This is a genomic window from Pseudomonas sp. GNP014, from assembly GCF_054344005.1.
Genome location: NZ_JBTGUS010000001.1, coordinates 6,158,086 through 6,180,316, shown reverse-complemented (window position 1 = coordinate 6,180,316; position 22,231 = coordinate 6,158,086). Strand labels below are relative to the sequence as shown.

Below are 22,231 nucleotides of genomic sequence, written 5' to 3'. Positions count from 1 at the left end.
GGATCAGAGGGCGGTGCTGTAGCGGCGCACGCCGTTTTCCACGGCTGGAATTTGTGCGGCAGTGCTGCCCGAAGCCTGGAACAACACCAGATGTTCGGCGGATACGCGAATCCCCACCTCAGCACCCACCTGATGGTCGGCATGGCTCGGGAAGATCGACTCCAGCTGCGCGCCGGTTGGCAGTTGCAGGCGATACAGGGTCGACGCGCCGAGGAACGTCTTGCCGACGATGCGCGCTTTCAGCGCACTGTCCGGCGCATAAACGATGTCATCCGGACGCAACAGCACATCCACCGCGCCGCCCACCGGCCAGGTGTAGGCCCGGTTGCCACGCAGTTCGCCGAGCTCGGTGTGCACCGACTCCGGGCTGCCGAGCTGGCCGCGAATGAAGTAACCCTGGCCAATGAAACTGGCCACAAACGGCGTCGCCGGTTCGTGATACAGATTGTAGGGCGTGTCCCACTGTTCCAGCCGACCTTCCTTGAAGACGCCGACGTGATCGCTCACGGCGAAGGCTTCTTCCTGGTCGTGGGTCACCAGAATCGCACTGGTGCCACGGGCCTTGAGGATGTCGCGGACTTCGTGGCTGAGCTTGCGCCGCAGCTCGCCGTCGAGGTTGGAGAACGGCTCGTCGAGCAACAGCAGTTGCGGCTCCGGCGCGAGGGCGCGGGCCAGGGCGACGCGCTGTTGCTGACCACCGGACAACTCGTGGGGGAAGCGTTTGCCGAGGTTTTTCAGGTTGACCAGTTCCAGCAACTCTTCGGTGACACGCTCCTTGTTCGGGTGCTTGCGAATGCCAAAGGCGATGTTGTCGGCGACACTCAGGTGCGGGAACAGCGCGTAATCCTGGAACACCATGCCGATCCGGCGTTTCTCCGGAGCCAGGGTGTACCCGGCACTGGAGATGGTTTCGCCACCGAGGGTGATTTCCCCTTCGTGCACCGGTTCGAAACCGGCGATGGCGCGCAGGGTGGTGGTCTTGCCGCAGCCGGACGAGCCGAGCAGGCAGCCGATGTCACCGGCGTTGAGGTGCAGATTGAGGTTCTGCACCACACGTTGATCTTGATAGCCGCAAGCGAGGTTGCGCAGGTTCAGCAGTAATTCATGGCTCATGCGTGGTGGTATGCCGGTTCGACGAGGAACTCGAGCAGGGCCTTCTGTGCGTGGAGACGGTTTTCTGCCTGATCCCAGGCGACGGAGCGCGGGTCATCAAGCAGGTCGAGGCTGATTTCTTCGCCACGGTGCGCAGGCAAGCAGTGCATGAACAGCACGTCCTCGGCAGCGAGGTCGAGCAGGGCACGGTTGACCTGGAACGGCGCGAACAGCTTGAGGCGCTTGGCAGTTTCCTCTTCCTGACCCATCGAAGTCCAGACGTCGGTGCTCACCAGATGCGCGCCGCGCACGGCGTCGGCTGGATCGCGAACGATGGTCACGCGATCGCCGGCCTTGGCCACGAATTCAGGGTTCGGCTCATAACCTTCCGGGCAGGCAACGCGCAACTGGAAGTCGAACTGGATCGCCGCTTCTATATAGCTGTTGCACATGTTGTTGCCGTCGCCGATCCAGGCCACGGTCTTGCCCTGGATCGAGCCACGGTGCTCGAGGAAGGTCTGCATGTCGGCCAGCAACTGGCACGGGTGCAGGTCATCGGACAGGCCGTTGATCACCGGCACGCGCGAGTTGGCGGCGAATTCGGTCAGGGTGCTGTGGGCAAAGGTACGGATCATCACGGCATCGAGCATGCTCGACATGACGATGGCGCAGTCGCCGATCGGCTCGCCGCGGCCCAGCTGGGTGTCACGCGGGGACAGGAAGATCGCCTGGCCGCCGAGCTGGATCATGCCGGCCTCGAACGAGATGCGGGTGCGGGTCGAGGACTTCTCGAAGATCATCCCCAGTACGCGGTTTTTCAGAGGCTCGAACAGTACGCCGCGGTTACGCAGGTCCTTGAGCTCAACGCCTCGACGGATCACGCTGACCAGCTCTTCGGGCGTGCAATCCATCAGGGAGAGAAAGTGCCTTGCGCTCATCATTGACTACCTTTTGCTACTAACCGCAGATGCTCAAAGCCTTGTTTAACGGAACAACGGGCGAGACCTGCGGCGTAAGCCGCACGGAGGCGACGAAATAGGGGGAGGCGCGATATTGACACTAAATGTCGCGTTATGCCAATAGGCTACGGTTTTTGCGGGATTCGGAGAGCGGGCCGCCGTGGGCGGTCGCGCATTTGAAGCCGGGTTCAGTACAGCAGCGAGCCACTTTGTACACTGGCCTCGCGGGGCTTGGCAATGCGCCGTGGCGGGGAGAGTGCCGTTCGGGTCGGTTCGGGACCGGGTGGTTGCGGATCCGCTTGGTCGGATGATCGGGCTGAAACATTTGCTAAAGCAAAGTGCTGGGTTATAAATAAGTTTCGAGCGACGCAGGAAGCCTCCGCATGGAATCGAAAGAACAACTGTTAATGGAATTGCTGGGCCACACGGCTCGCTCACTGACCCATCTCACCGCCTCTGTCACCTCAATGTCCTTCGAACTGCTGCGCAGCGAAGACGAAGTGGTCAAGTCTGCGGGGCGCCATATGATCGATCGCATGGCGACCATCAGCGCCGGGCTCGATGAACACTGGCGCCTGATCGGCGAACTCACCGGCGTGCACGTCGCCCACGAGCAGATCGAAACCATTCAGGAAATCCAGCTCGCCGCACCGCCCCAATTGCCGTCGAACTGACGCGACGGGCTATCGGCGCCCCTGATAAGCGTCAATTCACAAGACGAACGTCGCTGGCGCGGGGGCTGCGCACGGGCCATAGTTTTGTTCCCGCAGGCCTGTTGCCCGCCCAGAACAAGACAGAGACTGGCCATGACCAAGACTCTCCATCACCGTGCCTGCCACCTGTGCGAAGCCATTTGCGGCCTGACCATCGAAACCACTGAAACCGATGGCAGCGTCGCGATCACCTCGATCAAGGGCGATGCCCTCGACACGTTCAGCCGCGGCCATATCTGCCCCAAGGCTGTGGCCCTGCAAGATATTCAGAATGACCCCGACCGTTTGCGCCAGCCGATGCGCCGGGTCGGCAGCGAATGGCTGCCGATCGAGTGGGACGAGGCTTTTGCGCTGGTGGCCGAGCGCCTGGCGGCGATTCAGGCGCGTCACGGGCAAAACGCCGTGGCGGTTTATCAGGGCAACCCGAGCGTGCACAACTACGGGCTGATGACCCATAGCAACTACTTTCTCGGCCTGCTGAAGACGCGCAATCGCTTCTCCGCGACCTCGGTCGATCAGTTGCCCCATCACCTGAGCAGTTACCTGATGTACGGCCACGGCTTGTTGCTGCCGATTCCGGACATCGACCACACCGATTTCATGCTGATCCTGGGCGGCAATCCGCTGGCGTCCAATGGCAGCATCATGACCGTGCCGGATGTCGAGAAGCGCCTGAAAGCGATTCAGGCGCGTGGCGGCAAGGTGGTGGTGGTCGATCCACGGCGCAGCGAGACGGCGGCGATCGCGGATCAGCATTTGTTCGTGCGCCCGGGGGGCGATGCGGCGTTATTGTTCGGGGTGCTCAACACGCTGTTCAGAGAAGGCCTGACTCGCGACAGCCATTTGCCGGTTGACGGGCTGGACGACGTGCGCGCGGCAGTGGCGACCTTCACGGCTGAGGCCATGAGCCCGTTGTGCGCGGTGCCTGCTGAACAGATCCGCCAACTGGCCCGCGACTTTGCCGCTGCACCGAGTGCGGTGTGCTACGGGCGGATGGGCGTCTCGACCCAGGCCTTTGGCACCTTGTGTCACTGGGTGGTGCAATTGATCAATCTGGTCACCGGCAACCTCGATCGTGTTGGCGGCGCGTTGTGCACCCAACCGGCAGTGGATCTGGTGGCGTCGACTTCGGGTGGGCATTTCAACAAATGGCAAAGTCGTGTGTCCGGGCGCCCGGAATACGGCGGCGAATTGCCGGTGTCGGCGCTGGCCGAAGAGATGCTCACCGAAGGCGACGGGCAAATTCGCGCATTGATCACCGTGGCGGGCAATCCGGTGCTGTCGACGCCCAACGGCCGACAACTGGAACAGGCGCTGGACGGCCTGGAGTTCATGGTCAGTATCGACCTGTACATCAACGAAACCACGCGTTACGCCGACCTGATCCTGCCGTCGACCTCGGCGCTGGAGAACGATCACTACGACACCACGTTCAACCTGTTCGCGGTGCGCAACGTCACCCGCTTCAATCGGGCGATTCTCGCCAAGCCCGAGGGCGCACTGCATGACTGGGAAATCTTTGTCGGCCTGGCCAAGGCCTTTGCCGAGAAGACCGGCAAGGAGCTCAAACCAACGATGCCGCCGGCGAAGATGATCGACATGGGCTTGCGCATGGGCCTGTACGGTGATGCGTCCGAGCAAAAACTCTCGTTGGCGACGCTGTTCGATCATCCGCATGGCATTGATCTGGGCGCGTTGAAACCGAATCTGGCATCGCGCCTGAAAACGCCGAATCAGCGGGTGCAGGCTGCTCCGCCGGAGATCCTCGCCGACCTCGTGCGCTTCGCTGCGTTGCGAGCACCGGCCGCTGATGAGTTGCTGATGATTGGCCGTCGGCATGTGCGCAGCAACAATTCGTGGATGCACAACTACCATCGGCTGGTGAAGGGCAAGCCGCGTCATCAGTTGCTGATGCACCCGGAGGATCTGGCCAGTCGCGGGCTCAGTGATGGGCAGCGAGTACGTGTCAGTTCGCGGGTCGGGCAGATCGAGGTCGAAGTGCTCGGCAGCCTCGACATGATGAAGGGCGTGGTGAGCCTGCCGCACGGCTGGGGCCATGCGCGTCCGGGCGTGCAGATGACGATTGCCAGCGGTCAGCCGGGGTCGAGTGCCAACGACCTGACCGATGAGTGCCAACTGGATGAGCTGTCGGGCAATGCGGCGCTCAATGGTGTGCCGGTGACGGTGGCAGCAGCCTGAGCATGTCTGTCGGGGAGACCGAGCATGGCGCTCGGGATTCCGTTACAATGCGCCACCGTGCCGACCCATGAGTCGGAAAGTTCAGCCGAGGTGCTCCATGGATATCATCGAAACGATTAAAGAGCAGATTGCCAACAACACCATTCTGCTTTACATGAAAGGCTCGCCGAATGCCCCGCAGTGCGGCTTCTCCGCAAAAGCTGCGCAGGCTGTGATGGCGTGTGGCGAAAAATTTGCGTACGTGGACATCCTGCAGAACCCGGAAATCCGCGCCAATCTGCCGAAGTACGCCAACTGGCCGACTTTCCCGCAACTGTGGGTCGGCGGTGAACTGGTCGGCGGTAGCGACATCATGACCGAGATGGCTGCAGACGGTTCGCTGCAAAGCACCATCAAGGCAGCTGTTGAAGCAGCCGCTGCGAACAAGTCCGAAGCCTGATTCGCTTTTGTGTAGGAGTGAGCCTGCTCGCGATAGTGTTCTGTCAGTTATTGAAGTATCGGCTGACACACCGCCATCGCGAGCAGGCTCACTCCTGCATGTGATTCGTGGTGTTGCCTGCATCGCATCAGGCATAAAAAAGCCCCGCGCCTCGAAAGAGGGCGGGGCTTTTTAGTGTCGCGAGTTCAGCGGACGCTGACTTACTCTTCGCCCATCTGCGATTGCAGATAGTTCTCAAGACCGACTTTATCGATCAGGCCCAGTTGGGTTTCCAGCCAGTCGATATGTTCTTCTTCGGACTCAAGAATGTCTTCGAGCAGTTCACGGCTGCCAAAGTCGCCCACGGTTTCGCAATGCGCGATGGCGGCTTTCAGATCGGCGTGGCCGGTCTTTTCGATACGCAGATCGCACTCCAGCATTTCCTTGGTGTGCTCGCCGATATGCAGCTTGCCCAGGTCCTGCACGTTCGGCAGGCCTTCCAGGAACAGAATGCGCTTGATCAGCTTGTCCGCGTGTTTCATCTCGTCGATGGACTCGTGGTACTCGTGTTTGCCCAGCTTGTTCAGGCCCCAATCTTCATACATGCGCGCATGCAGGAAGTACTGATTGATCGCGACCAGTTCATTGGCAAGGATCTTGTTGAGATGCTGGATGACTGTAATGTCGCCTTTCATGATGGGAGTCCTGCCCTGTAATAGCTGTATATAAGGCGGAGTTTGAGCTTGGTATTTATAAGTGTCAAACCTAAGTTATTGAATAATAAATGAAATTAAATCTGAATAAGAATGTTTGTGTTCCGCGTCTAGCGCCTAACCGATTGATTTGCAGGCATAAAAAAACCGGACATATGTCCGGTTTTTCGAAATAGGGGAGTGATTATGCCGCTGTAAATTCAACAGGGTAGGGGATCGCAGCCTGGGCTGTTTGCAGCTTGGTCAGGGTTTCGCGAACGACTTCCTTGGCAAGGCACGCACATTTGCCGCATTGGCTGGCGACGCCAGTGGCCTGGCGGACTTCTTTGTAGCTGCAGCAACCTTCATAGATCGCATCGCGGATCTGTCCGTCGGTGACGCCAGTGCAGAGGCAAACATACATAAGTGAGAACCGTCGCTGGTTGTGACTCAATTGCGATGGATCTTAATGTTAACGAGAATGATTGTCAAAGTGCTTTCTGAATGGTTTTCACTGGAAATGCGGATGACTGACGAACGGTGATTAATGGCGATTTGTCTGGCCCCGGAAATGCAGCGCCATTATCCGCTTTCGCTAAAAACCGTTGAGGACAGGCCAAAAACGCAGTGTATGATGGTCGGCCCTTGCGAAGGGGGTTCGTGTCACAGGGCTGTCGCCTGAGGGTGGCAGGCTGGCCCGGACCCTGAACTTCAAGTCTTTACACCAGGAGATATCAATGAGCGTACTCGTAGGCAAACAAGCCCCTGACTTTACCGTCCCGGCCGTACTCGGCAATGGCGAGATCGTTGACAGCTTCACCCTGTCCTCGGCCATCAAAGGCAAATACGGCCTGGTGTTCTTCTACCCACTGGACTTCACCTTCGTCTGCCCGTCCGAGCTGATCGCTCTGGACAACCGCATGGCTGACTTCAAGGCACGCAACGTTGAAGTGATCGCCGTGTCGATCGACTCGCACTTCACCCACAACGCCTGGCGTAACACCCCGGTCAACAATGGCGGCATCGGCCAGGTGAAATACACCATGGCTGCCGACATGAAGCACGACATCGCTAAAGCCTACGACGTTGAATCCGAAGGCGGTGTGGCTTTCCGTGGCGCGTTCCTGATCGACGACAAGGGCGTTGTCCGCTCGCAGATCGTCAACGACCTGCCGCTGGGCCGTAACATGGAAGAGCTGATCCGTCTGGTTGACGCTCTGCAATTCCACGAAGAGCACGGCGAAGTCTGCCCTGCCAACTGGAAGAAAGGCGACAAAGGCATGAACGCTTCGCCAGAAGGCGTTGCGGCTTACCTGACCGAGAACGCTGCTGCCCTGTAAGGCGCAACGTTCAGGTACAAAAAAACCGGCCTGCGTGGCCGGTTTTTTTGTGTGCGGGATTTGCCCGACGAGGATCAGTCGTCGAAGTCTTCCCAGCCGCCCATCTGTTTCCAGCGGTTTACGATCCCGCAGAACAGTTCAGCGGTTTTCTCGGTGTCGTAACGTGCCGAGTGCGCTTCACGACCGTCGAAGTCGATATCGGCCGCCTGACAGGCCTTGGCCAATACGGTTTGACCGTAAGCCAGACCGGCCAGTGTTGCCGTGTCGAAACTGGAGAACGGATGAAACGGGTTGCGCTTCATGTCCAGGCGCGCAACGGCCGCATTCAGGAAGCCAAGGTCGAAGCTGCTGTTGTGGCCGACCAGGATCGCCCGCTTGCAGCCATTGGCCTTCAATGCCTTGCGAATGCCACGGAAGATGTCGGTCAGCGCGGTTTCTTCGCTGACGGCCATGCGCAACGGGTGATCGAGCTTGATCCCGGTGAACTCCAGCGCCGCCGCTTCGATGTTGGCGCCTTCGAATGGCTCGACACGGAAGAAGTAGGTGTGATCCGGATAAACGAAACCCTTTTCATCCATGGCGATGGTGGTCGCGGCAATCTCCAGCAACGCATCGGTGGCCGAGTTGAAGCCACCGGTTTCTACGTCGACGACAACCGGCAGGTAACCGCGAAAGCGTGCTGCCATCGGGTGACGGGAACCGCCGCCACCTTGACCGTCCAGTTCATCGTCGAAATGGTCTTCACTCACGCGTGTTCCTCCAGCAGGCGCCAGCGCAGTTTTTCACCGGCGCGCAGCGGGATAACGTTCAGCTCGCCAAACGGCAGGCTGGTCGGGGCGGTCCATTCTTCGCGAACCAGGGTGATGCGGTCGGTGTTCGCCGGCAGGCCGTAGAAGCGCGGGCCGTTGAGGCTGGCGAAGGCTTCGAGCTTGTCCAGCGCATTGCGCTGTTCGAAGGCTTCAGCATACAACTCGATGGCGGCGTACGCGGTGTAGCAGCCAGCGCAGCCGCAGGCGGCTTCCTTGGCGTGCTGGGCGTGCGGCGCCGAGTCGGTGCCGAGGAAGAACTTTGCGCTGCCGCTGGTGGCGGCGTCGAGCAGGGCTTCCTGGTGCGTATTGCGCTTGAGGATCGGCAGGCAATAGAAGTGCGGCCGAATTCCGCCCACCAGCATGTGGTTGCGGTTGTACAGCAGGTGATGCGCGGTGATGGTCGCGCCGACGTTGGCCGAAGCCTCGTTGACGAACTGCACGGCGTCGCCGGTGGTGATGTGTTCGAACACCACTTTGAGCGTCGGGAAACGCTCGACCACACGGCGCATGTGCTCATCAATGAAAATCTTTTCGCGGTCGAAGACGTCGACATCGCCACGCGTGACTTCACCGTGGATCAGCAACGGCATGCCGACTTCAGCCATCGCTTCCAGCACTGGGAAGATCTTGTCGATGCTGGTTACGCCGGAATCGGAGTTGGTGGTCGCGCCGGCCGGGTACAGTTTGGCGGCATGCACGAAACCGCTGGCCTTGGCTTCACGAATTTCTTCGGGCTGGGTGCGGTCGGTGAGGTACAGCACCATCAGCGGTTCGAAGCGACTGCCGGCCGGGCGGGCGGCGAGAATCCGCTGGCGATAGCCGTCGGCTTCAGCGGCGTTGCGCACCGGTGGTACCAGGTTGGGCATGATGATTGCGCGGCCAAAGGTGCGCGCAACATCGGCAACGGTATTGGTCAACACGGCACCATCGCGAAGATGAATGTGCCAGTCGTCGGGACGCAGCAGGGTCAGGCGGTCGGACATGAGGGAATTCCAGGCGGGTCAAACTGAGGGGAATGCTACCGGAAAAGACTCTTGCAGGCACTCGCTATCAAGTTTTGCCGGAACCTTCCGATATCCCGAAGGTATGCCGTAAACATAGTGTGAATCGGTCTTTGTGTTACAGAAGCCAATGGAGCCTCCCGTGCGCCAGCGATATTTAGCCTTGCTCAGTGTGTTTGCCAGCCTCCCCGCGATGGCGCTCACCTACCAGACGCGTCTGGAGAACATTGAGTGGACGGTCGAGGGTGACAAGTTCGAGTGCCGTCTGACCCAGCCGATCACCGATTTCGGCTCGGGCCAGTTCGTGCGCAAGGCCGGCGAGCAGGCGATTTTTCGTCTGAATGCCTACAACGCCATGCTCGGCGGCGGTTCGGCGACCTTGCTCGCGGCGGCCGCGCCGTGGCAGCCGGGGCGTAACGACATCTATCTGGGCAGCGTCCGGATCGGAACTGGCAACGTGCTGTTCAACAGTTCGCAGTCTCAGGCCGGCGGGCTGATCAACGGTTTGCTCGACGGTCGCAGCCCGGTGGTGCGCCGTGCGTCCGGCGATGGCCGGGTGTCTGAAGTGCGCCTGCTGCCCGTCAAGTTCAGCAAGGCGTTCAACGACTACCAGACCTGTGTGGCGAAGTTGCTGCCGCAGAATTTCGATCAGATCAAGCAGTCGCAGATCGGCTTCCCCGGCGAAGGCACGGATCTGGACGCTGCTGCCAAGGCCAAGCTGCAAGTGATGCTGGAGTACATGAAGGCTGATCCGACGGTCAATCACATCGAGCTCGATGGCCATTCGGACAACAGCGGCAACCGCCTGACCAATCGCGAGTTGTCGCGTCGTCGCGCATTGGCGGTGGTGGATTTCTTCAAGGCCAACGGCATCGCCGAATCGCAGATCACCGTGCGGTTCCACGGTGAGCAATACCCGCTGGTGCCCAACACCAATGCGGCCAACCGGGCGAAGAATCGTCGGGTAGCGGTGAAACTGGCCCGGGTGGCAACGCCCTCCGTACCGGCGCCCCAGGCCAGCACGCCAGCCAGCACTGCAGCAACTTCCTGACCCGCCGGTCATCGTCGCGCTCTCGACAGAATCTGTCGCTTTGTCGTCTTAAGCTGTCGCGCCTCTGTAAATTATCGCGTTTGAGCGGTAGACTCCTCGGCTTTCCGTAGAACCCCGTGGAGTGATGGCATGGCGGACGTAAACAAGGTCGTTCTGGCGTATTCCGGCGGCCTGGACACTTCGGTGATCCTCAAGTGGCTGCAGGATACTTATAACTGTGAAGTGGTGACGTTCACCGCTGATCTCGGTCAAGGCGAAGAGGTCGAGCCGGCCCGCGCCAAGGCTCAGGCCATGGGCGTCAAAGAAATCTACATCGACGATCTGCGCGAAGAGTTCGTGCGTGATTTCGTGTTCCCGATGTTCCGCGCCAACACCGTTTACGAAGGCGAGTACCTGCTGGGTACTTCCATCGCACGCCCGCTGATCGCCAAACGTCTGATCGAAATCGCCAACGAAACCGGCGCCGACGCCATTTCCCATGGCGCTACCGGCAAGGGTAACGACCAGGTGCGTTTCGAACTGGGTGCCTACGCACTCAAGCCAGGCGTGAAAGTGATTGCTCCTTGGCGTGAGTGGGACCTGTTGTCCCGCGAGAAACTGATGGACTACGCCGAGAAGCACGCGATCCCGATCGAGCGTCACGGCAAGAAAAAATCCCCGTACTCGATGGATGCCAACCTGCTGCACATCTCCTATGAAGGCGGCGTGCTGGAAGACACCTGGACCGAGCACGAAGAAGACATGTGGCGCTGGACCGTCTCCCCGGAGAAGGCTCCCGACACCCCGCAATACCTGGAACTGACCTACCGTAACGGCGACATCGTTGCGCTGGACGGCGTCGAAATGACCCCGGCCACCGTATTGGCAACGCTGAACAAGATCGGTGGCGCTCACGGTATCGGTCGTCTCGACATCGTCGAAAACCGGTATGTCGGCATGAAGTCCCGTGGTTGCTACGAAACCCCGGGCGGCACCATCATGCTGCGCGCTCACCGCGCCATCGAGTCGATCACCCTGGACCGCGAAGTCGCTCACCTCAAAGACGAGCTGATGCCGAAATACGCCAGCCTGATCTACACCGGCTACTGGTGGAGCCCTGAGCGTCTGATGCTGCAACAGATGATCGACGCTTCGCAGGTCAACGTGAACGGTGTGGTTCGTCTGAAGCTGTACAAGGGCAACGTCATCGTGACTGGCCGCAAGTCCGACGATTCGCTGTTCGATGCCAACATCGCGACCTTCGAAGAAGACGGCGGTGCTTACAACCAGGCCGACGCGGCGGGCTTCATCAAGCTCAACGCGCTGCGCATGCGCATTGCGGCCAACAAGGGTCGCAAGTTGTTCTGATTCTTTCAGAACGCTGTGCAATGAAAAGGCGGGCTTGTCGTTAAGACAGGCCCGCCTTTTTTATTGAATGCTGTGTCTTGCGCGTATCGGGCGATCTCTGGCGCACTCTCGCAATGGACGTGCTCCATCCTTCAAACCCGCCCCAACAGCGTGATCGCTTGTGAGCACACGTTGTAAACAATATAGGGCGTCGCGCCCGTGTCCTTCTTCGCCGGTTTGATCGGCAGTAACGCGTTTTGTGTCAGGAAAACATCCGACACATGATTGCTTATAAGGACGATGACCCGGTCGGTTTTTTTGTCGGTGTGGTGGATTTTTTCCAGAATCGCCGTGATCTCTTTCGTCGTGTCGAGATTCCGTATGTCGATCATGTGCAGGCTGCGTAGGGCCGTGGTCAACTGAATGATGTGCTGAACAACAGGTCCCGAGGATACGCTGTCACCTGACGGCGGATCGGCCACGTTGTGGGCTCTGCACTTGTCCTTGCATGGGCTGGTTTGAGGGTGACCGGACAGTATGCAACTTGAAAACCCTGAAATACCTTGGGCACGCAGTTCTCGCGAAGATGGATTTCGTCTGGAGTTGCGCTCGCTGTTTTCTATGGCTTTTAAAAAGCTTTCATCTTTATTGAAGTCGGATGGGGAATACAGTGAGCGGTGGTTGAAGTTTAAAGTCAGAAAGAAAAGAAATAACAAGTAGAACGGGAATATGACGAGAAATCACACGTAAAACTCACGATCTTCATTGCCAAGAAATGGCAGGGACACAGCAGCCGATGTTTCCGAAATGGCTGCGAATATAGCGATGACCGTCATCGGGTTGGTAATTCTGCTCTTGATTTTTAACATGATCGTGCTCTTGTGGTTGTAGGTTTTCATTGTTTTGTGAGTTGTTGGCGGCTTTTTTGTTGCAAGGGCTTGCTCTTGGTTATAACAAAATTATTTTCCGAAGTATAAATACCCGTGCTCTGAATGTTTGTAAGTTATTGACGATACGCGGCTGTTTTAAGTGGCGGGCACCATAACTTTTTATTTCTATATGCTGCGATGCGGAGTGTGATGCCTGCCACGACAGACGCTCGCGTTGCTAGCGCAGCGCTGGCTGGCAAGCAGCGCACGCCGTTACAGATTCAAGCCGAGAGTGTCCGTTGAGGCGTCGGATTTTTAGATGAGGAAAGGATTTTTGTGGGATTTATCCTCATTGGCTGTAGGGAATGTCTCTGGATGCAAGTGCGTGTGAAACTTGGCATGCCACGGGACAAGTGGCTGGGATATTGTGCGTGTTCAAAAAATTCGAACAGCGAAACTGGACTTGCCCATGAATAAAGTGCTGATCGTGGATGATCACCCCGTCATTCGTCTTGCGGTACGTATGCTGATGGAACGTCATGGCTATGAAGTCATCGCGGAAACTGATAACGGTGTGGATGCATTGCAACTTGCTCGCGACCAGATGCCGGATATTGTCATTCTGGATATTGGTATTCCGAAACTTGATGGCCTGGAAGTTATCGCGCGCCTGACTTCAACGGCCATGCCTGTCAAGGTTCTCGTATTGACGTCACAGGCACCCGGACACTTTTCAATGCGCTGCATGCAATCGGGGGCGGCGGGTTATGTGTGTAAACAGCAGGACCTCACCGAGTTGCTCAGTGCAATCAAGGCAGTGTTGTCGGGCTACAGCTATTTTCCCAATCAGGCGCTGCACACCGTGCGCACCAGTCTGGGCAACGCCAGTGAAGCCGATATGGTGGATCGCCTGTCCGGTCGGGAAATGATGGTCTTGCAACAGTTGGCGCGGGGAAAGACCAACAAGGAAATTGCCGATGGCATGTTTTTAAGCAACAAGACGGTGAGCACTTACAAGACCCGCCTGTTGCTCAAGCTCAATGCCCGCTCACTGGTCGATCTGATCGAGTTGGCGCAGCGTAACGGACTTGTCTGAGTGGCGTCACTGACGTGATCATGGGCCGATCGAATTCAGCGAGTCGCAGAAAATGAAAAGCCTCCGTATCGGGAGGCTCTCAAATGTCAGAGATCAAAATCGTAATCAGCCAATTGCTTTTGCAGTCGGCGCTCCTCAAGCAGGTTGTCGATAGTGCGGCGTTTGCTCAGATTGGTTTTGGCGACCTCGACCACCGGTTCGGTGTCGTCGGTTTCCGCAGCAGTAAATTCGTCATCTACATCCAGTTGTTCTTTACTGTCAGTCATAAGGTTAACTCCAGGCTAAGACTGCCTTTGGCGCTCCTTATATCGACATTCCTGCTGTGGGTAAAAAAGATTTTTTCAATCGGTGAATCAGTAAAACCAATAGCCACTCAATCGTCCGATGTTTTGTGTTTGTACTCGCACAGATCTTCGATCCGGCAACTGCCACAGCGCGGCTTGCGGGCGAGACACACGTAGCGACCGTGCAAAATCAGCCAGTGGTGAGAATCCAGCAGGTAGTCTTTGGGTACAAACTTCATCAGCTTCTTTTCCACCTCAACCACATTTTTCCCCGGAGCGATGCCGGTGCGATTGCTGACACGAAAAATGTGCGTGTCGACCGCCATGGTCAATTGCCGAAAAGCGGTATTGAGCACCACGTTGGCGGTCTTGCGGCCCACGCCGGGCAGGGCTTCCAGCTCTTCACGGGTTTGCGGGACTTCACCATTGTGCAGTTCGACCAGCATGCGGCAGGTCTCGATCACGTTCTTGGCTTTGCTGTTGTAGAGGCCGATGGTCTTGATGTATTCGGACAGCCCTTCGACACCCAGGGCGTGGATCGCTGCCGGGGTATTGGCAACGGGGAAGAGCCTGGCCGTGGCCTTGTTCACGCCAACGTCCGTCGACTGCGCCGACAGAATCACCGCAATCAGCAATTCGAAGGGCGAGGAGTAGGCCAGTTCGGTTTTCGGCTCGGGATTGTCTTCATGCAGTCGACGAAAAATCTCAAGGCGTTTTGCGGCATTCATGGGTGATGTGTTTCCTTGGAGAGAGCGTTCGAGCGAGTCAAAGCCTGGCGGGCAGCCAACAGCAGCCCCAGCAATATGAAGGCGCCGGGAACCAGGGTGAACAGGTGCAGCCCTTCGTTGAACAGAACCAGGCCTTGCCAGCGTTCTGAGAGACCACGACCGAGATGGCCCTGACCGAGCAGCTCACGCAGTACCGCCAGCGTCAGTAGCAGCCCGCTCGAGAGGCCAAAAAACTTCAGGCGTTCGGTGCGCGCCTGATGAAAGAAACCATTGTATTCCAGCACCACGCATTGCAAGGCGATCAGCCCGCTATAGAACCCGAGTGCCTGGTGCCACTGCAACGCCCAGCACTGCCCAAGGATATTGGCGCAACTGGTCAGGGTGGCGGCCAGCAGCAGGCTGGCCAGCAACAGACCGCTGTCAGACAGTCGAGCGCGCAATGGAGCAATGCACACCGCGTAAGCCGTCGTGACAACGCTCGACATCAACAACATGCCCAGCGCGCCGGCCAGTGTGGCGCTGGTACCCAGCAGCAGCGCCAGCAGCAAGGCGTTGCTCAGATTCGTCGGCCGGTTCATGGTGCGCCCCCCAGCAAGGTTGCCCGGTGCTCATCAAAGTAGCGCAGGGCGTCATGGATGGCATGGACGGTGGCGCGGGAGGTGATAGTCGCGCCCGCCAGTTGATCGAACTGCCCCTGATCCTTTTTCAAGGCCCAGCCTGTGTCGTCGGGAGCGCTGCGTGATTTCCCGGAAAACCCAGCCAGCCAGGTGTTCGGCCAGTCGCCGACATGCCCGCCCAACGCTGGCGTTTCATGTTGCCGCAGGGTTTTAACACCCAGCAGTCTGCCATTGGCATCAATCGCGATGAGCAATTCGATGGCGCCGGCATAGCCCTCGGTTTGCGTGCGCAACAGCACCGCCACCGGCTGCCCGGCTTTGCTTGCCCGGTAACCCGTCAACAGCGTGCTGTGGCTTAACGTCTTATCCGCCAACGCCATTGGCTGTTCCAGAGGCTGATTGTCGTAGGCATCCGCGGCGAGCAGATCCAACAGTTTGCGACTGTCGAGCAGACGTTGTTCGATGGCAATCTGTGGTGCACTGCTGCGTTGCACCTCATAAGTCAGGCCGAGACCAACACTGGCGATCAGCACCAGTGTGATGACAGAGGCCGCGCGGTTCATGAATGCACCTGCGCCTGGCGAGTGGCGGCAAAACGCTCCAGGGCCGGCACACAGAGATTCATCAGCAACACCGCAAACGCTACGCCATCCGGGTAGCCGCCCCAAGTGCGGATCAGGTAGGTCAGCAGTCCGACACCGACGCCGAACAACAGCCGGGCCAGCGGACTTTTTGGCCCGGACACCGGTTCGGTGATGATGAAAAATGCACCGAGCATGGTCGCGCCGCTCAGCAGATGAAACAGCGGCGAGCCGTGGGAGTCGGAGCCCGAACCGTTCCAGCACAGCAGGCTGATGACAAACAGGCTGACCAGCATGCCGACCGGTGCTTGCCAGCCGATCACCCGACGTTGCAACAGCAGCAGCCCGCCGGCGAGAAACGCCAGATTGACCCACTCCACGCCGCGCCCGCCGAAATGGCCGAACGCCGGGTTGGCGGCGAATAGCTCATCCATGGTCAGGCTTTTGTTGATACGCAGACTGTCCAGCGCGGTGGCCTGAACCCAGGCGTCCGGCGCCTGACCCGTGTTGAAGACCTGTTCAAACGTTGCCAGCAGATTCATCCCGTGCGCCGGCCAGTGGGTCATCGGCTGCGGGAACAGCACCATCGCCAGCGCAAAGCCGAGCATGGCCGGATTGAACGGATTCTTGCCGATGCCACCGTACAGGTGCTTGCCGAACAGCAAGCCGCCAGCAATCGCCGTCACGGTCAGCCACCACGGGCAATAAGGCGGCAGGGCCAGCGCCAGCAATGTCGCGCTGACCCATGCGCTACCGTCGCTCAGCGTCGGGTGCAGCGGTTGTCGGCGCAGGCGGCTGACGCTTGCCTCGACCAGTGATGCGGTGGCTACCGCCAGCAGCAGATTGATCAGCACGCCCCAGCCGTACAGCCAGAACAACGCCAGCAGCCCCGGCAGCGTAGCGAGCAGCACCAGCTTCATCGCCTGTTGCAGGCGATCATCCGGTGCTTCACGGGGCAACATGATCGTGTACCTGACGCTCGGCGTCCTGCAGACGGGCGCGGGCCTTGTCGAGGGCGTCGCTGGGCGTGTCGGCGCGGCGTTCGAGCTTGCTCAGGTCGGCGCGGGCGTAGGCCAGTTCGGTTTTCAACTGGCGCAACTGGCTGTCGATCGGACGTTTTTCCACGCGCACGAGGTCAGGCAGCGGTTGCTCGCTGGCGGCTTCGGCAGCGTGAAGCGCTAGCTCTGCGTCACGCAAGGCCTGTTCCAGCGTGGCGAGCCGCTCTGGCGGCGCTTCGGCAGTCTGGGCCTTTTTCAGTTCGGCGCGGTGCATGGCCAACTGGATTTTTGCCCGTTTCAGGTCTGCGTCTTTCGCCGGGGCCGGGGCCACCGCTGTTGGAGCGCCGGGAGCGTTGCTTTCGAGTTTCGCCAGCGCCTGCTCGGCGGCTTCGAATTGCTGTTGCAACACGATCAGTTGTGACTGCTGCTCGAACGTCGGTGGATGGCCGAAGGCTTTCAGCGATTTGTGCAATTGCGCGCGGCTCATGGCGACGTCGATCTTGGCTTTTTTCAGCGCGGCGTCGGCGGTCGCGGCTTTCTGCGCGCGTACCCGTTCCAGAGCCGCCTGCACCGGATCGAGGGTAGCCACCGCCGGTTGCGTCGCCCGTTGCGCACGGGCCTCGCGCTCAGCCTGTTTCTGTTGTTCTTCGCGTTGCAGGCGGGCGTTGCGTCGTTCGAAACGCTGGCGCGCATGATCGCGTTTGGCCGCGCGTGCGCGTTGTTCTTCCAGGTTGAGGGCCAGGCCTCCCACCACCGGCAGCGTGCCTGGCGGCAGCGGATGCATTTCGATGCAATCCACCGGGCACGGCGCCACGCACAGGTCGCAACCGGTGCATTCGTCGATCAGCACGGTGTGCATCAGTTTCGCGGCGCCGACGATGGCGTCGATCGGGCAGGCTTGAATGCACTTGGTGCAGCCGATGCACTCGGCTTCGCGGATGAACGCCACTTGGGGCGGTGCCGAACCACGGCTGACGTCCAGCTCCAGCGCCGGCACCTTCAGCAGTTCGGCCAGCGCCGCGATGGTTTCGTCGCCGCCCGGTGGACACTTGTTGATCGGTTCGCCCTCGACGATGCCTTGCGCATAGGGCTTGCAGCCGGGGTGGCCGCATTTGCCGCACTGGGTCTGCGGCAGGAGGGCATCAATGAGTTGAATCAGACTCATGTTTTAATCAGTCCACTGAATCCGAGAAAAATCACTGCGATCAATCCGGCGCCGATCAGGTCGATCGGCAGCCCGCGAAAGGGCAGGGGAATGTCGTTGTCGGCGGTGCGTTCACGCAAGTCGCTGAACAGACTCAGCACCAGCCAGAAACCCAACCCGGCGCCAAGGCTCAGCGCCGTTGCCGGCAGCAGGCCGCGATCCTGTTGCGTATTGAGCAAGGCCAGCCCGAGCACGCCGGCATTGCCCAGCAACAACGGCCAGAGTCCGTCGAACGGCCAGTCGGGCAGCGCACGCGCCAACAGTTTCAGCAGCGGTGCGATCAGCAGCACGCTGAGCGGCAAGCACACGAACAGGTGCAGGGCCTGCAGTTGCAGCGGCACCAGCAGCCAGTGCCAGATCCCGTAACCGATGACGCCGGCGCTCAGCATCAGGCAGAACGTCGCCAGCCCTAGCGCATGCAGCTGGCGCCGACTGCCCGCCAGCAACGGATCGACGCCCAGCGGCCAGTGCAACACGAAGTTGTTGAGCAGGGCGGCACTGATCAGCGTAAGCGCAAGTTCGGTCATGGTTCTGCCGGCAGCAACGGGCGGGTGTCACTTAAGGTTAGGCATTATCCGGCACCCGCGAAGGGGGGGCCAGATATGAAAAATCCCACAGGCTTGCAGAACATGCCTGTGGGATCGTTTTACCGCTGGGCCTTACTTGATGCGTTGACCCGGCTTGGCGCCGCTGTCCGGGCTCAGCAGGTAGATTTCTTCACCGCCGGGACCTGCCGCCATCACCATGCCTTCGGAGATGCCGAACTTCATTTTCCGTGGCTTGAGGTTGGCGATCATCATGGTCAGGCGACCGTCGAGTTTCGACGGGTCCGGGTAGGCGCTCTTGATTCCGGAGAACACGTTGCGCTGCTCGTCGCCGATGTCCAGCGTCAGGCGCAGCAGCTTGTCCGCGCCTTCGACGTGTTCAGCCTTGACGATCAGGGCGACGCGCAGGTCTACGGCGGCAAAAGTGTCGAAGTCGATTTCCGGCGACAGCGGATCCTTGGCCAGCTCGCCGTTGCCCGCCGATGCGGCGGCACCGGTGTCGGTCTGGCTGGCGGTCAGGTCTTCTTTCGAGGCGTCGGTCATGGCTTGTACTTTTACCGGGTCGATGCGGGTCATCAACGGTTTGAATTCGTTCAACTGATGATTGGCCAGCAGGGTGGTGTGGTCGTTCCAGGTCAGCGGGGCGACGTTGAGGAACGCCTCGGCATCGGCGGCCAGCAGCGGCAGCACCGGTTTGAGGAAGATCACCAGTTGGCGGAACAGGTTGATGCCGGTGGCGCAGATCGCCTGGACTTCATCCTGCTTGCCTTCCTGCTTGTTCAGCGACCACGGGGCCTTGTCGGCGATCCACGCATTGGCGCGGTCGGCCAGGGCCATGGTTTCACGCATGGCGCGGGCGAAGTCGCGGGCTTCATAGGCGTCGGCAATGCTTGGCGCAGCAGCGAGGAACGCCTCGGTCAGCTCTGGCGCGGCATTGTTGTCGACCAGCAGGCCGCCGTTGCCTTTATGAATGAAACCGGCGCAACGGCTGGCGATGTTGACCACTTTGCCGACCAGGTCGGAGTTGACCTTCTGCACGAAGTCTTCGAGGTTCAGGTCGAGGTCATCGACGCCACGGCCCAGTTTGGCCGCGTAGTAGTAGCGCAGGTATTCCGGCGACAGGTGATCCAGGTAGGTCCGGGCCTTGATGAAGGTGCCGCGGGACTTGGACATCTTCTGGCCGTTGACGGTCAGGTAGCCGTGCACGTTGATCCCGGTCGGCTTGCGGAAACCGGCGCCTTCGAGCATGGCGGGCCAGAACAGCGCGTGGAAGTTGACGATGTCCTTGCCGATGAAGTGGTAGAGCTCGGCGGTGGAGTCCTTGCCCCAGAACGCGTCGAAGTCCAGCTCAGGCGTACGGTTGCAGAGGTTCTTGAAGCTCGCCATGTAGCCGATCGGCGCGTCCAGCCACACGTAGAAGTACTTGCCCGGCTCGTCGGGGATCTCGAAACCGAAATACGGCGCATCGCGGGAGATGTCCCACTGTTGCAGGCCGGCGTCCAGCCATTCGGCGATCTTGTTGGCGACGGCGTCCTGCAGGGTGCCGCTGCGCGTCCAGGTCTGCAGCATCTGCTGGAAGTCTGGCAGTTTGAAGAAGAAGTGCTGGGAATCCTTGAGCACCGGGGTGGCGCCGGAGATCGCCGACTTCGGATCCTTCAGGTCAGTCGGGGCGTAGGTCGCACCGCATTTTTCGCAGTTGTCGCCGTACTGGTCTTCGGTGCCGCATTTCGGGCAGGTGCCCTTGATGAAGCGGTCGGCCAGGAACATTTTCTTTTCCGGGTCGAAATACTGGGTGATCGAACGTTGGGCGATGTGCCCGGCGTCACGCAGTTTCAGGTAGATCTGGCTCGACAGCTCACGGTTTTCTTCGGCGTGAGTGGAGTGGAAGTTGTCGAAGTCGACCAGGAACTCGGCAAAGTCGGCGCTGTGTTCAGCCTGCACGTTGGCGATCAGTTGTTCCGGGGTGATGCCTTCCTTTTCCGCGCGCAGCATGATCGCCGAACCGTGGGCGTCGTCGGCGCAGACATAAATGCATTGATTGCCGCGATGCTTCTGGAAGCGCACCCACATATCGGTCTGGATATATTCCAGCATGTGGCCAAGGTGGATCGAACCGTTGGCGTAGGGCAGGGCGCTGGTGACGAGGATCTTGCGTGGTTCGGACATGTGGGGCTTCGCTACTTGATGAAACGGAGGTCGGCCACTATAAAGCGCTGGCGCATATTTTTCACCCTGTGCGCCTGTTTCCGGATACACCAATCACTTAATCCCAGCCTATGAAACCTTTTGATGGCAGTGGGGCGCTGTGGCGAGGGGATTTATCCCCGATGGGTGGCGAAGCTACCCCAAAACCAGACAACTCGGTCAATCAGGTAAACCGCGTTCAATGGTTTCACGACTGCTGCGCAACCGGTCGGGGATAAATCCCCTGACTACAGTGCTTTCCGGCTCAAGTAATGCGTCTGGCTATAAATCGCCTGACCAGAAACGAACCCGCAGGGTAGGATACCCGCCATCTATTCCCAGTCTTGTTATCGGAGTTGCCCATGAGTGCCGTCACTCGCGCAGCGGTGGAAGCCGTCCTCAGCCAATACACCGACCCTTACCTGAACCAGGACCCGGTCAGCGCCGGTTGCGTGAAGCACATCGAGATTGATGGCGAGCGCGTCAGGGTTGAGCTGGAAATCGGCTATGCCGCCGGTCTGTTCAAAAGTGGCTGGGCGCAAATGCTGCAACTGGCCATCGAAAACCTCGACGGCGTCGTCTCGGCCAAGGTCGAGGTCAACAGTGTGATCGCCGCGCACAAGGCCCAGGCACAGATTCCGGGGCTGGCCAATGTCAAGAACGTCGTCGCCGTGGCCTCCGGCAAGGGCGGCGTGGGCAAGTCGACCACCGCTGCCAACCTTGCGCTGGCACTGGCCCGCGAAGGCGCCAAGGTCGGGATTCTCGACGCCGACATCTATGGCCCGAGCCAAGGGATCATGTTTGGCATCCCCGAGCGCACCCGTCCTGAAATCAAGGATCAGAAGTGGTTCGTGCCGCTCAAGGCCCACGGTGTCGAAGTCATGTCGATGGCGTTCCTGACCGACGACAACACGCCGATGGTCTGGCGTGGGCCGATGGTCTCGGGCGCACTGCTGCAACTGGTCACGCAAACCGCGTGGGGCGATCTGGATTATCTGGTCATCGACATGCCGCCAGGCACCGGCGACATCCAGTTGACCCTGGCGCAGAAGGTCCCGGTGGCTGGCGCGGTGATTGTCACCACGCCACAGGATCTGGCACTGCTCGACGCGCGCAAAGGCGTGGAAATGTTCCGCAAGGTCAACATTCCGGTGCTGGGCGTGGTGGAAAACATGGCGGTGCACATCTGCTCGAACTGCGGTCATGCCGAGCATCTGTTCGGTGAGGGCGGCGGTGAGAAGCTGGCGAGTCAATACGGCGTCGAGCTGCTGGCCTCGCTGCCGCTGTCGATGCTGATCCGCGAGCAGGCCGATGGCGGCAAGCCGACGGTGATCGCCGAGCCGGACAGCCAGATCGCCATGGTCTATCAGGAACTGGCTCGCCACGTCGGTGCGCGGATTGTGTTGCAGGAAGCGGCGACACCGGCGATGCCGAACATCACCATCAGCGACGATTGATGGCCTGAAACACGATCAACTGTGGGAGCTGGCCTGCCAGCGATAGCGGATTCACATTCAACGAATAG

Annotated in this window: 23 protein-coding genes and 1 pseudogene; 8 read left to right on the top strand and 16 right to left on the bottom strand. The window is 59.6% G+C overall.

Annotated features, from left to right (window positions below; genetic code table 11):
* Positions 1 to 3: 3 nt before the first annotated feature.
* Both ACXX9E_RS27815 and argF read right to left on the bottom strand, forming a co-directional pair.
* Positions 4 to 1,113, bottom strand: a complete 1,110-nt coding sequence (locus tag ACXX9E_RS27815; protein WP_123466226.1) for an ABC transporter ATP-binding protein — start codon at positions 1,111 to 1,113, stop codon at positions 4 to 6.
* Entirely contained in the window at positions 1,110 to 2,030 is a 921-nt protein-coding gene (gene argF / locus ACXX9E_RS27810; protein WP_042704963.1) for an ornithine carbamoyltransferase, read from the bottom strand. The genes ACXX9E_RS27815 and argF overlap by 4 nt, the downstream gene beginning before the upstream one ends.
* A 404-nt stretch (positions 2,031 to 2,434) precedes the next feature.
* Between argF and plzR the strand changes: the two genes are divergently transcribed.
* The 3 genes from plzR (at position 2,435) to grxD (ending at position 5,402) form a co-directional block, all read left to right on the top strand.
* On the top strand, positions 2,435 to 2,725 hold the full coding sequence (gene plzR, locus ACXX9E_RS27805) for a PlzR type 4 pili assembly inhibitor (protein ID WP_042607370.1): 291 nt from the start codon (positions 2,435 to 2,437) through the stop codon (positions 2,723 to 2,725).
* A 132-nt stretch (positions 2,726 to 2,857) separates the two neighbouring features.
* Complete coding sequence (locus ACXX9E_RS27800) at positions 2,858 to 4,963, top strand: molybdopterin oxidoreductase family protein (RefSeq protein WP_458556522.1); 2,106 nt, start codon at positions 2,858 to 2,860, stop codon at positions 4,961 to 4,963.
* A 97-nt stretch (positions 4,964 to 5,060) separates the two neighbouring features.
* Positions 5,061 to 5,402, top strand: a complete 342-nt coding sequence (gene grxD / locus ACXX9E_RS27795) for a Grx4 family monothiol glutaredoxin (RefSeq protein WP_016773402.1) — start codon at positions 5,061 to 5,063, stop codon at positions 5,400 to 5,402.
* A 200-nt stretch (positions 5,403 to 5,602) separates the two neighbouring features.
* On the opposite strand, the gene bfr is transcribed toward grxD, so the two are convergent.
* Both bfr and ACXX9E_RS27785 read right to left on the bottom strand, forming a co-directional pair.
* On the bottom strand, positions 5,603 to 6,076 hold the full coding sequence (bfr, locus tag ACXX9E_RS27790; protein ID WP_123466230.1) for a bacterioferritin: 474 nt from the start codon (positions 6,074 to 6,076) through the stop codon (positions 5,603 to 5,605).
* Positions 6,077 to 6,278: 202 nt separating this feature from the next.
* Positions 6,279 to 6,497: a bacterioferritin-associated ferredoxin gene (locus ACXX9E_RS27785; RefSeq protein WP_093430580.1), complete on the bottom strand. Its 219-nt coding sequence runs from the start codon at positions 6,495 to 6,497 to the stop codon at positions 6,279 to 6,281.
* A 313-nt stretch (positions 6,498 to 6,810) separates the two neighbouring features.
* Between ACXX9E_RS27785 and ACXX9E_RS27780 the strand changes: the two genes are divergently transcribed.
* Positions 6,811 to 7,413, top strand: coding sequence for a peroxiredoxin (locus ACXX9E_RS27780; protein WP_007953195.1), 603 nt, complete (start codon positions 6,811 to 6,813; stop codon positions 7,411 to 7,413).
* Positions 7,414 to 7,487: 74 nt separating this feature from the next.
* Here ACXX9E_RS27780 and rnt read toward each other — a convergent pair whose 3' ends face one another.
* A complete protein-coding gene (gene rnt / locus ACXX9E_RS27775) occupies positions 7,488 to 8,162 on the bottom strand; it encodes a ribonuclease T (protein ID WP_095136951.1) in 675 nt (224 codons plus the stop codon).
* Positions 8,159 to 9,205 carry a dihydroorotase gene (gene pyrC, locus ACXX9E_RS27770; RefSeq protein WP_123466234.1) on the bottom strand — a complete coding sequence of 349 codons (1,047 nt, stop codon included), beginning with the start codon at positions 9,203 to 9,205 and terminating at the stop codon, positions 8,159 to 8,161. The genes rnt and pyrC overlap by 4 nt, the downstream gene beginning before the upstream one ends.
* A gap of 160 nt (positions 9,206 to 9,365) precedes the next feature.
* Here pyrC and ACXX9E_RS27765 point away from each other — a divergent pair, with 160 nt between their 5' ends.
* Complete coding sequence (locus ACXX9E_RS27765) at positions 9,366 to 10,274, top strand: flagellar protein MotY (RefSeq protein ID WP_123466236.1); 909 nt, start codon at positions 9,366 to 9,368, stop codon at positions 10,272 to 10,274.
* A 129-nt stretch (positions 10,275 to 10,403) separates the two neighbouring features.
* Positions 10,404 to 11,621: an argininosuccinate synthase gene (locus ACXX9E_RS27760; RefSeq protein WP_027612065.1), complete on the top strand. Its 1,218-nt coding sequence runs from the start codon at positions 10,404 to 10,406 to the stop codon at positions 11,619 to 11,621.
* A 131-nt stretch (positions 11,622 to 11,752) separates the two neighbouring features.
* Here ACXX9E_RS27760 and ACXX9E_RS27755 read toward each other — a convergent pair whose 3' ends face one another.
* Positions 11,753 to 12,082 carry a hypothetical protein gene (locus tag ACXX9E_RS27755; protein ID WP_458556624.1) on the bottom strand — a complete coding sequence of 110 codons (330 nt, stop codon included), beginning with the start codon at positions 12,080 to 12,082 and terminating at the stop codon, positions 11,753 to 11,755.
* Positions 12,083 to 12,196: 114 nt separating this feature from the next.
* Positions 12,197 to 12,469, bottom strand: a pseudogene (locus ACXX9E_RS27750) (hypothetical protein); the annotation flags it as partial.
* 469 nt (positions 12,470 to 12,938) lie between these two features.
* Between ACXX9E_RS27750 and ACXX9E_RS27745 the strand changes: the two are divergent.
* Complete coding sequence (locus ACXX9E_RS27745) at positions 12,939 to 13,565, top strand: response regulator transcription factor (RefSeq protein ID WP_123466240.1); 627 nt, start codon at positions 12,939 to 12,941, stop codon at positions 13,563 to 13,565.
* A gap of 86 nt (positions 13,566 to 13,651) precedes the next feature.
* Here ACXX9E_RS27745 and ACXX9E_RS27740 read toward each other — a convergent pair whose 3' ends face one another.
* The 8 genes from ACXX9E_RS27740 to metG all read right to left on the bottom strand — a co-directional run bounded on the left by ACXX9E_RS27740 (position 13,652) and on the right by metG (position 20,688).
* Entirely contained in the window at positions 13,652 to 13,831 is a 180-nt protein-coding gene (locus ACXX9E_RS27740; protein ID WP_123466242.1) for a PA3496 family putative envelope integrity protein, read from the bottom strand.
* Between the two features lie 107 nt (positions 13,832 to 13,938).
* On the bottom strand, positions 13,939 to 14,577 hold the full coding sequence (gene nth / locus ACXX9E_RS27735; RefSeq protein ID WP_123466244.1) for an endonuclease III: 639 nt from the start codon (positions 14,575 to 14,577) through the stop codon (positions 13,939 to 13,941).
* Positions 14,574 to 15,155, bottom strand: a complete 582-nt coding sequence (locus ACXX9E_RS27730) for an Rnf-Nqr domain containing protein (protein WP_458556521.1) — start codon at positions 15,153 to 15,155, stop codon at positions 14,574 to 14,576. Before ACXX9E_RS27730 ends, nth begins: the two co-directional genes overlap by 4 nt.
* A complete protein-coding gene (locus tag ACXX9E_RS27725; RefSeq protein WP_458556520.1) occupies positions 15,152 to 15,757 on the bottom strand; it encodes an RnfABCDGE type electron transport complex subunit G in 606 nt (201 codons plus the stop codon). The genes ACXX9E_RS27730 and ACXX9E_RS27725 overlap by 4 nt, the downstream gene beginning before the upstream one ends.
* Complete coding sequence (locus ACXX9E_RS27720) at positions 15,754 to 16,737, bottom strand: RnfABCDGE type electron transport complex subunit D (RefSeq protein ID WP_458556519.1); 984 nt, start codon at positions 16,735 to 16,737, stop codon at positions 15,754 to 15,756. The genes ACXX9E_RS27725 and ACXX9E_RS27720 overlap by 4 nt, the downstream gene beginning before the upstream one ends.
* The gene (gene rsxB, locus ACXX9E_RS27715; RefSeq protein ID WP_458556518.1) at positions 16,724 to 17,938 is read right to left on the bottom strand and encodes an electron transport complex subunit RsxB; all 1,215 of its coding nucleotides are present in this window, start codon (positions 17,936 to 17,938) and stop codon (positions 16,724 to 16,726) included. Before rsxB ends, ACXX9E_RS27720 begins: the two co-directional genes overlap by 14 nt.
* Positions 17,935 to 18,504 carry an Rnf-Nqr domain containing protein gene (locus tag ACXX9E_RS27710; RefSeq protein WP_458556517.1) on the bottom strand — a complete coding sequence of 190 codons (570 nt, stop codon included), beginning with the start codon at positions 18,502 to 18,504 and terminating at the stop codon, positions 17,935 to 17,937. Before ACXX9E_RS27710 ends, rsxB begins: the two co-directional genes overlap by 4 nt.
* Before the next feature lie 132 nt (positions 18,505 to 18,636).
* Entirely contained in the window at positions 18,637 to 20,688 is a 2,052-nt protein-coding gene (metG, locus tag ACXX9E_RS27705) for a methionine--tRNA ligase (RefSeq protein ID WP_123466256.1), read from the bottom strand.
* A 380-nt stretch (positions 20,689 to 21,068) separates the two neighbouring features.
* Between metG and apbC the strand changes: the two genes are divergently transcribed.
* Positions 21,069 to 22,163 carry an iron-sulfur cluster carrier protein ApbC gene (apbC, locus tag ACXX9E_RS27700; RefSeq protein ID WP_123466258.1) on the top strand — a complete coding sequence of 365 codons (1,095 nt, stop codon included), beginning with the start codon at positions 21,069 to 21,071 and terminating at the stop codon, positions 22,161 to 22,163.
* Positions 22,164 to 22,231 lie beyond the last annotated feature (68 nt).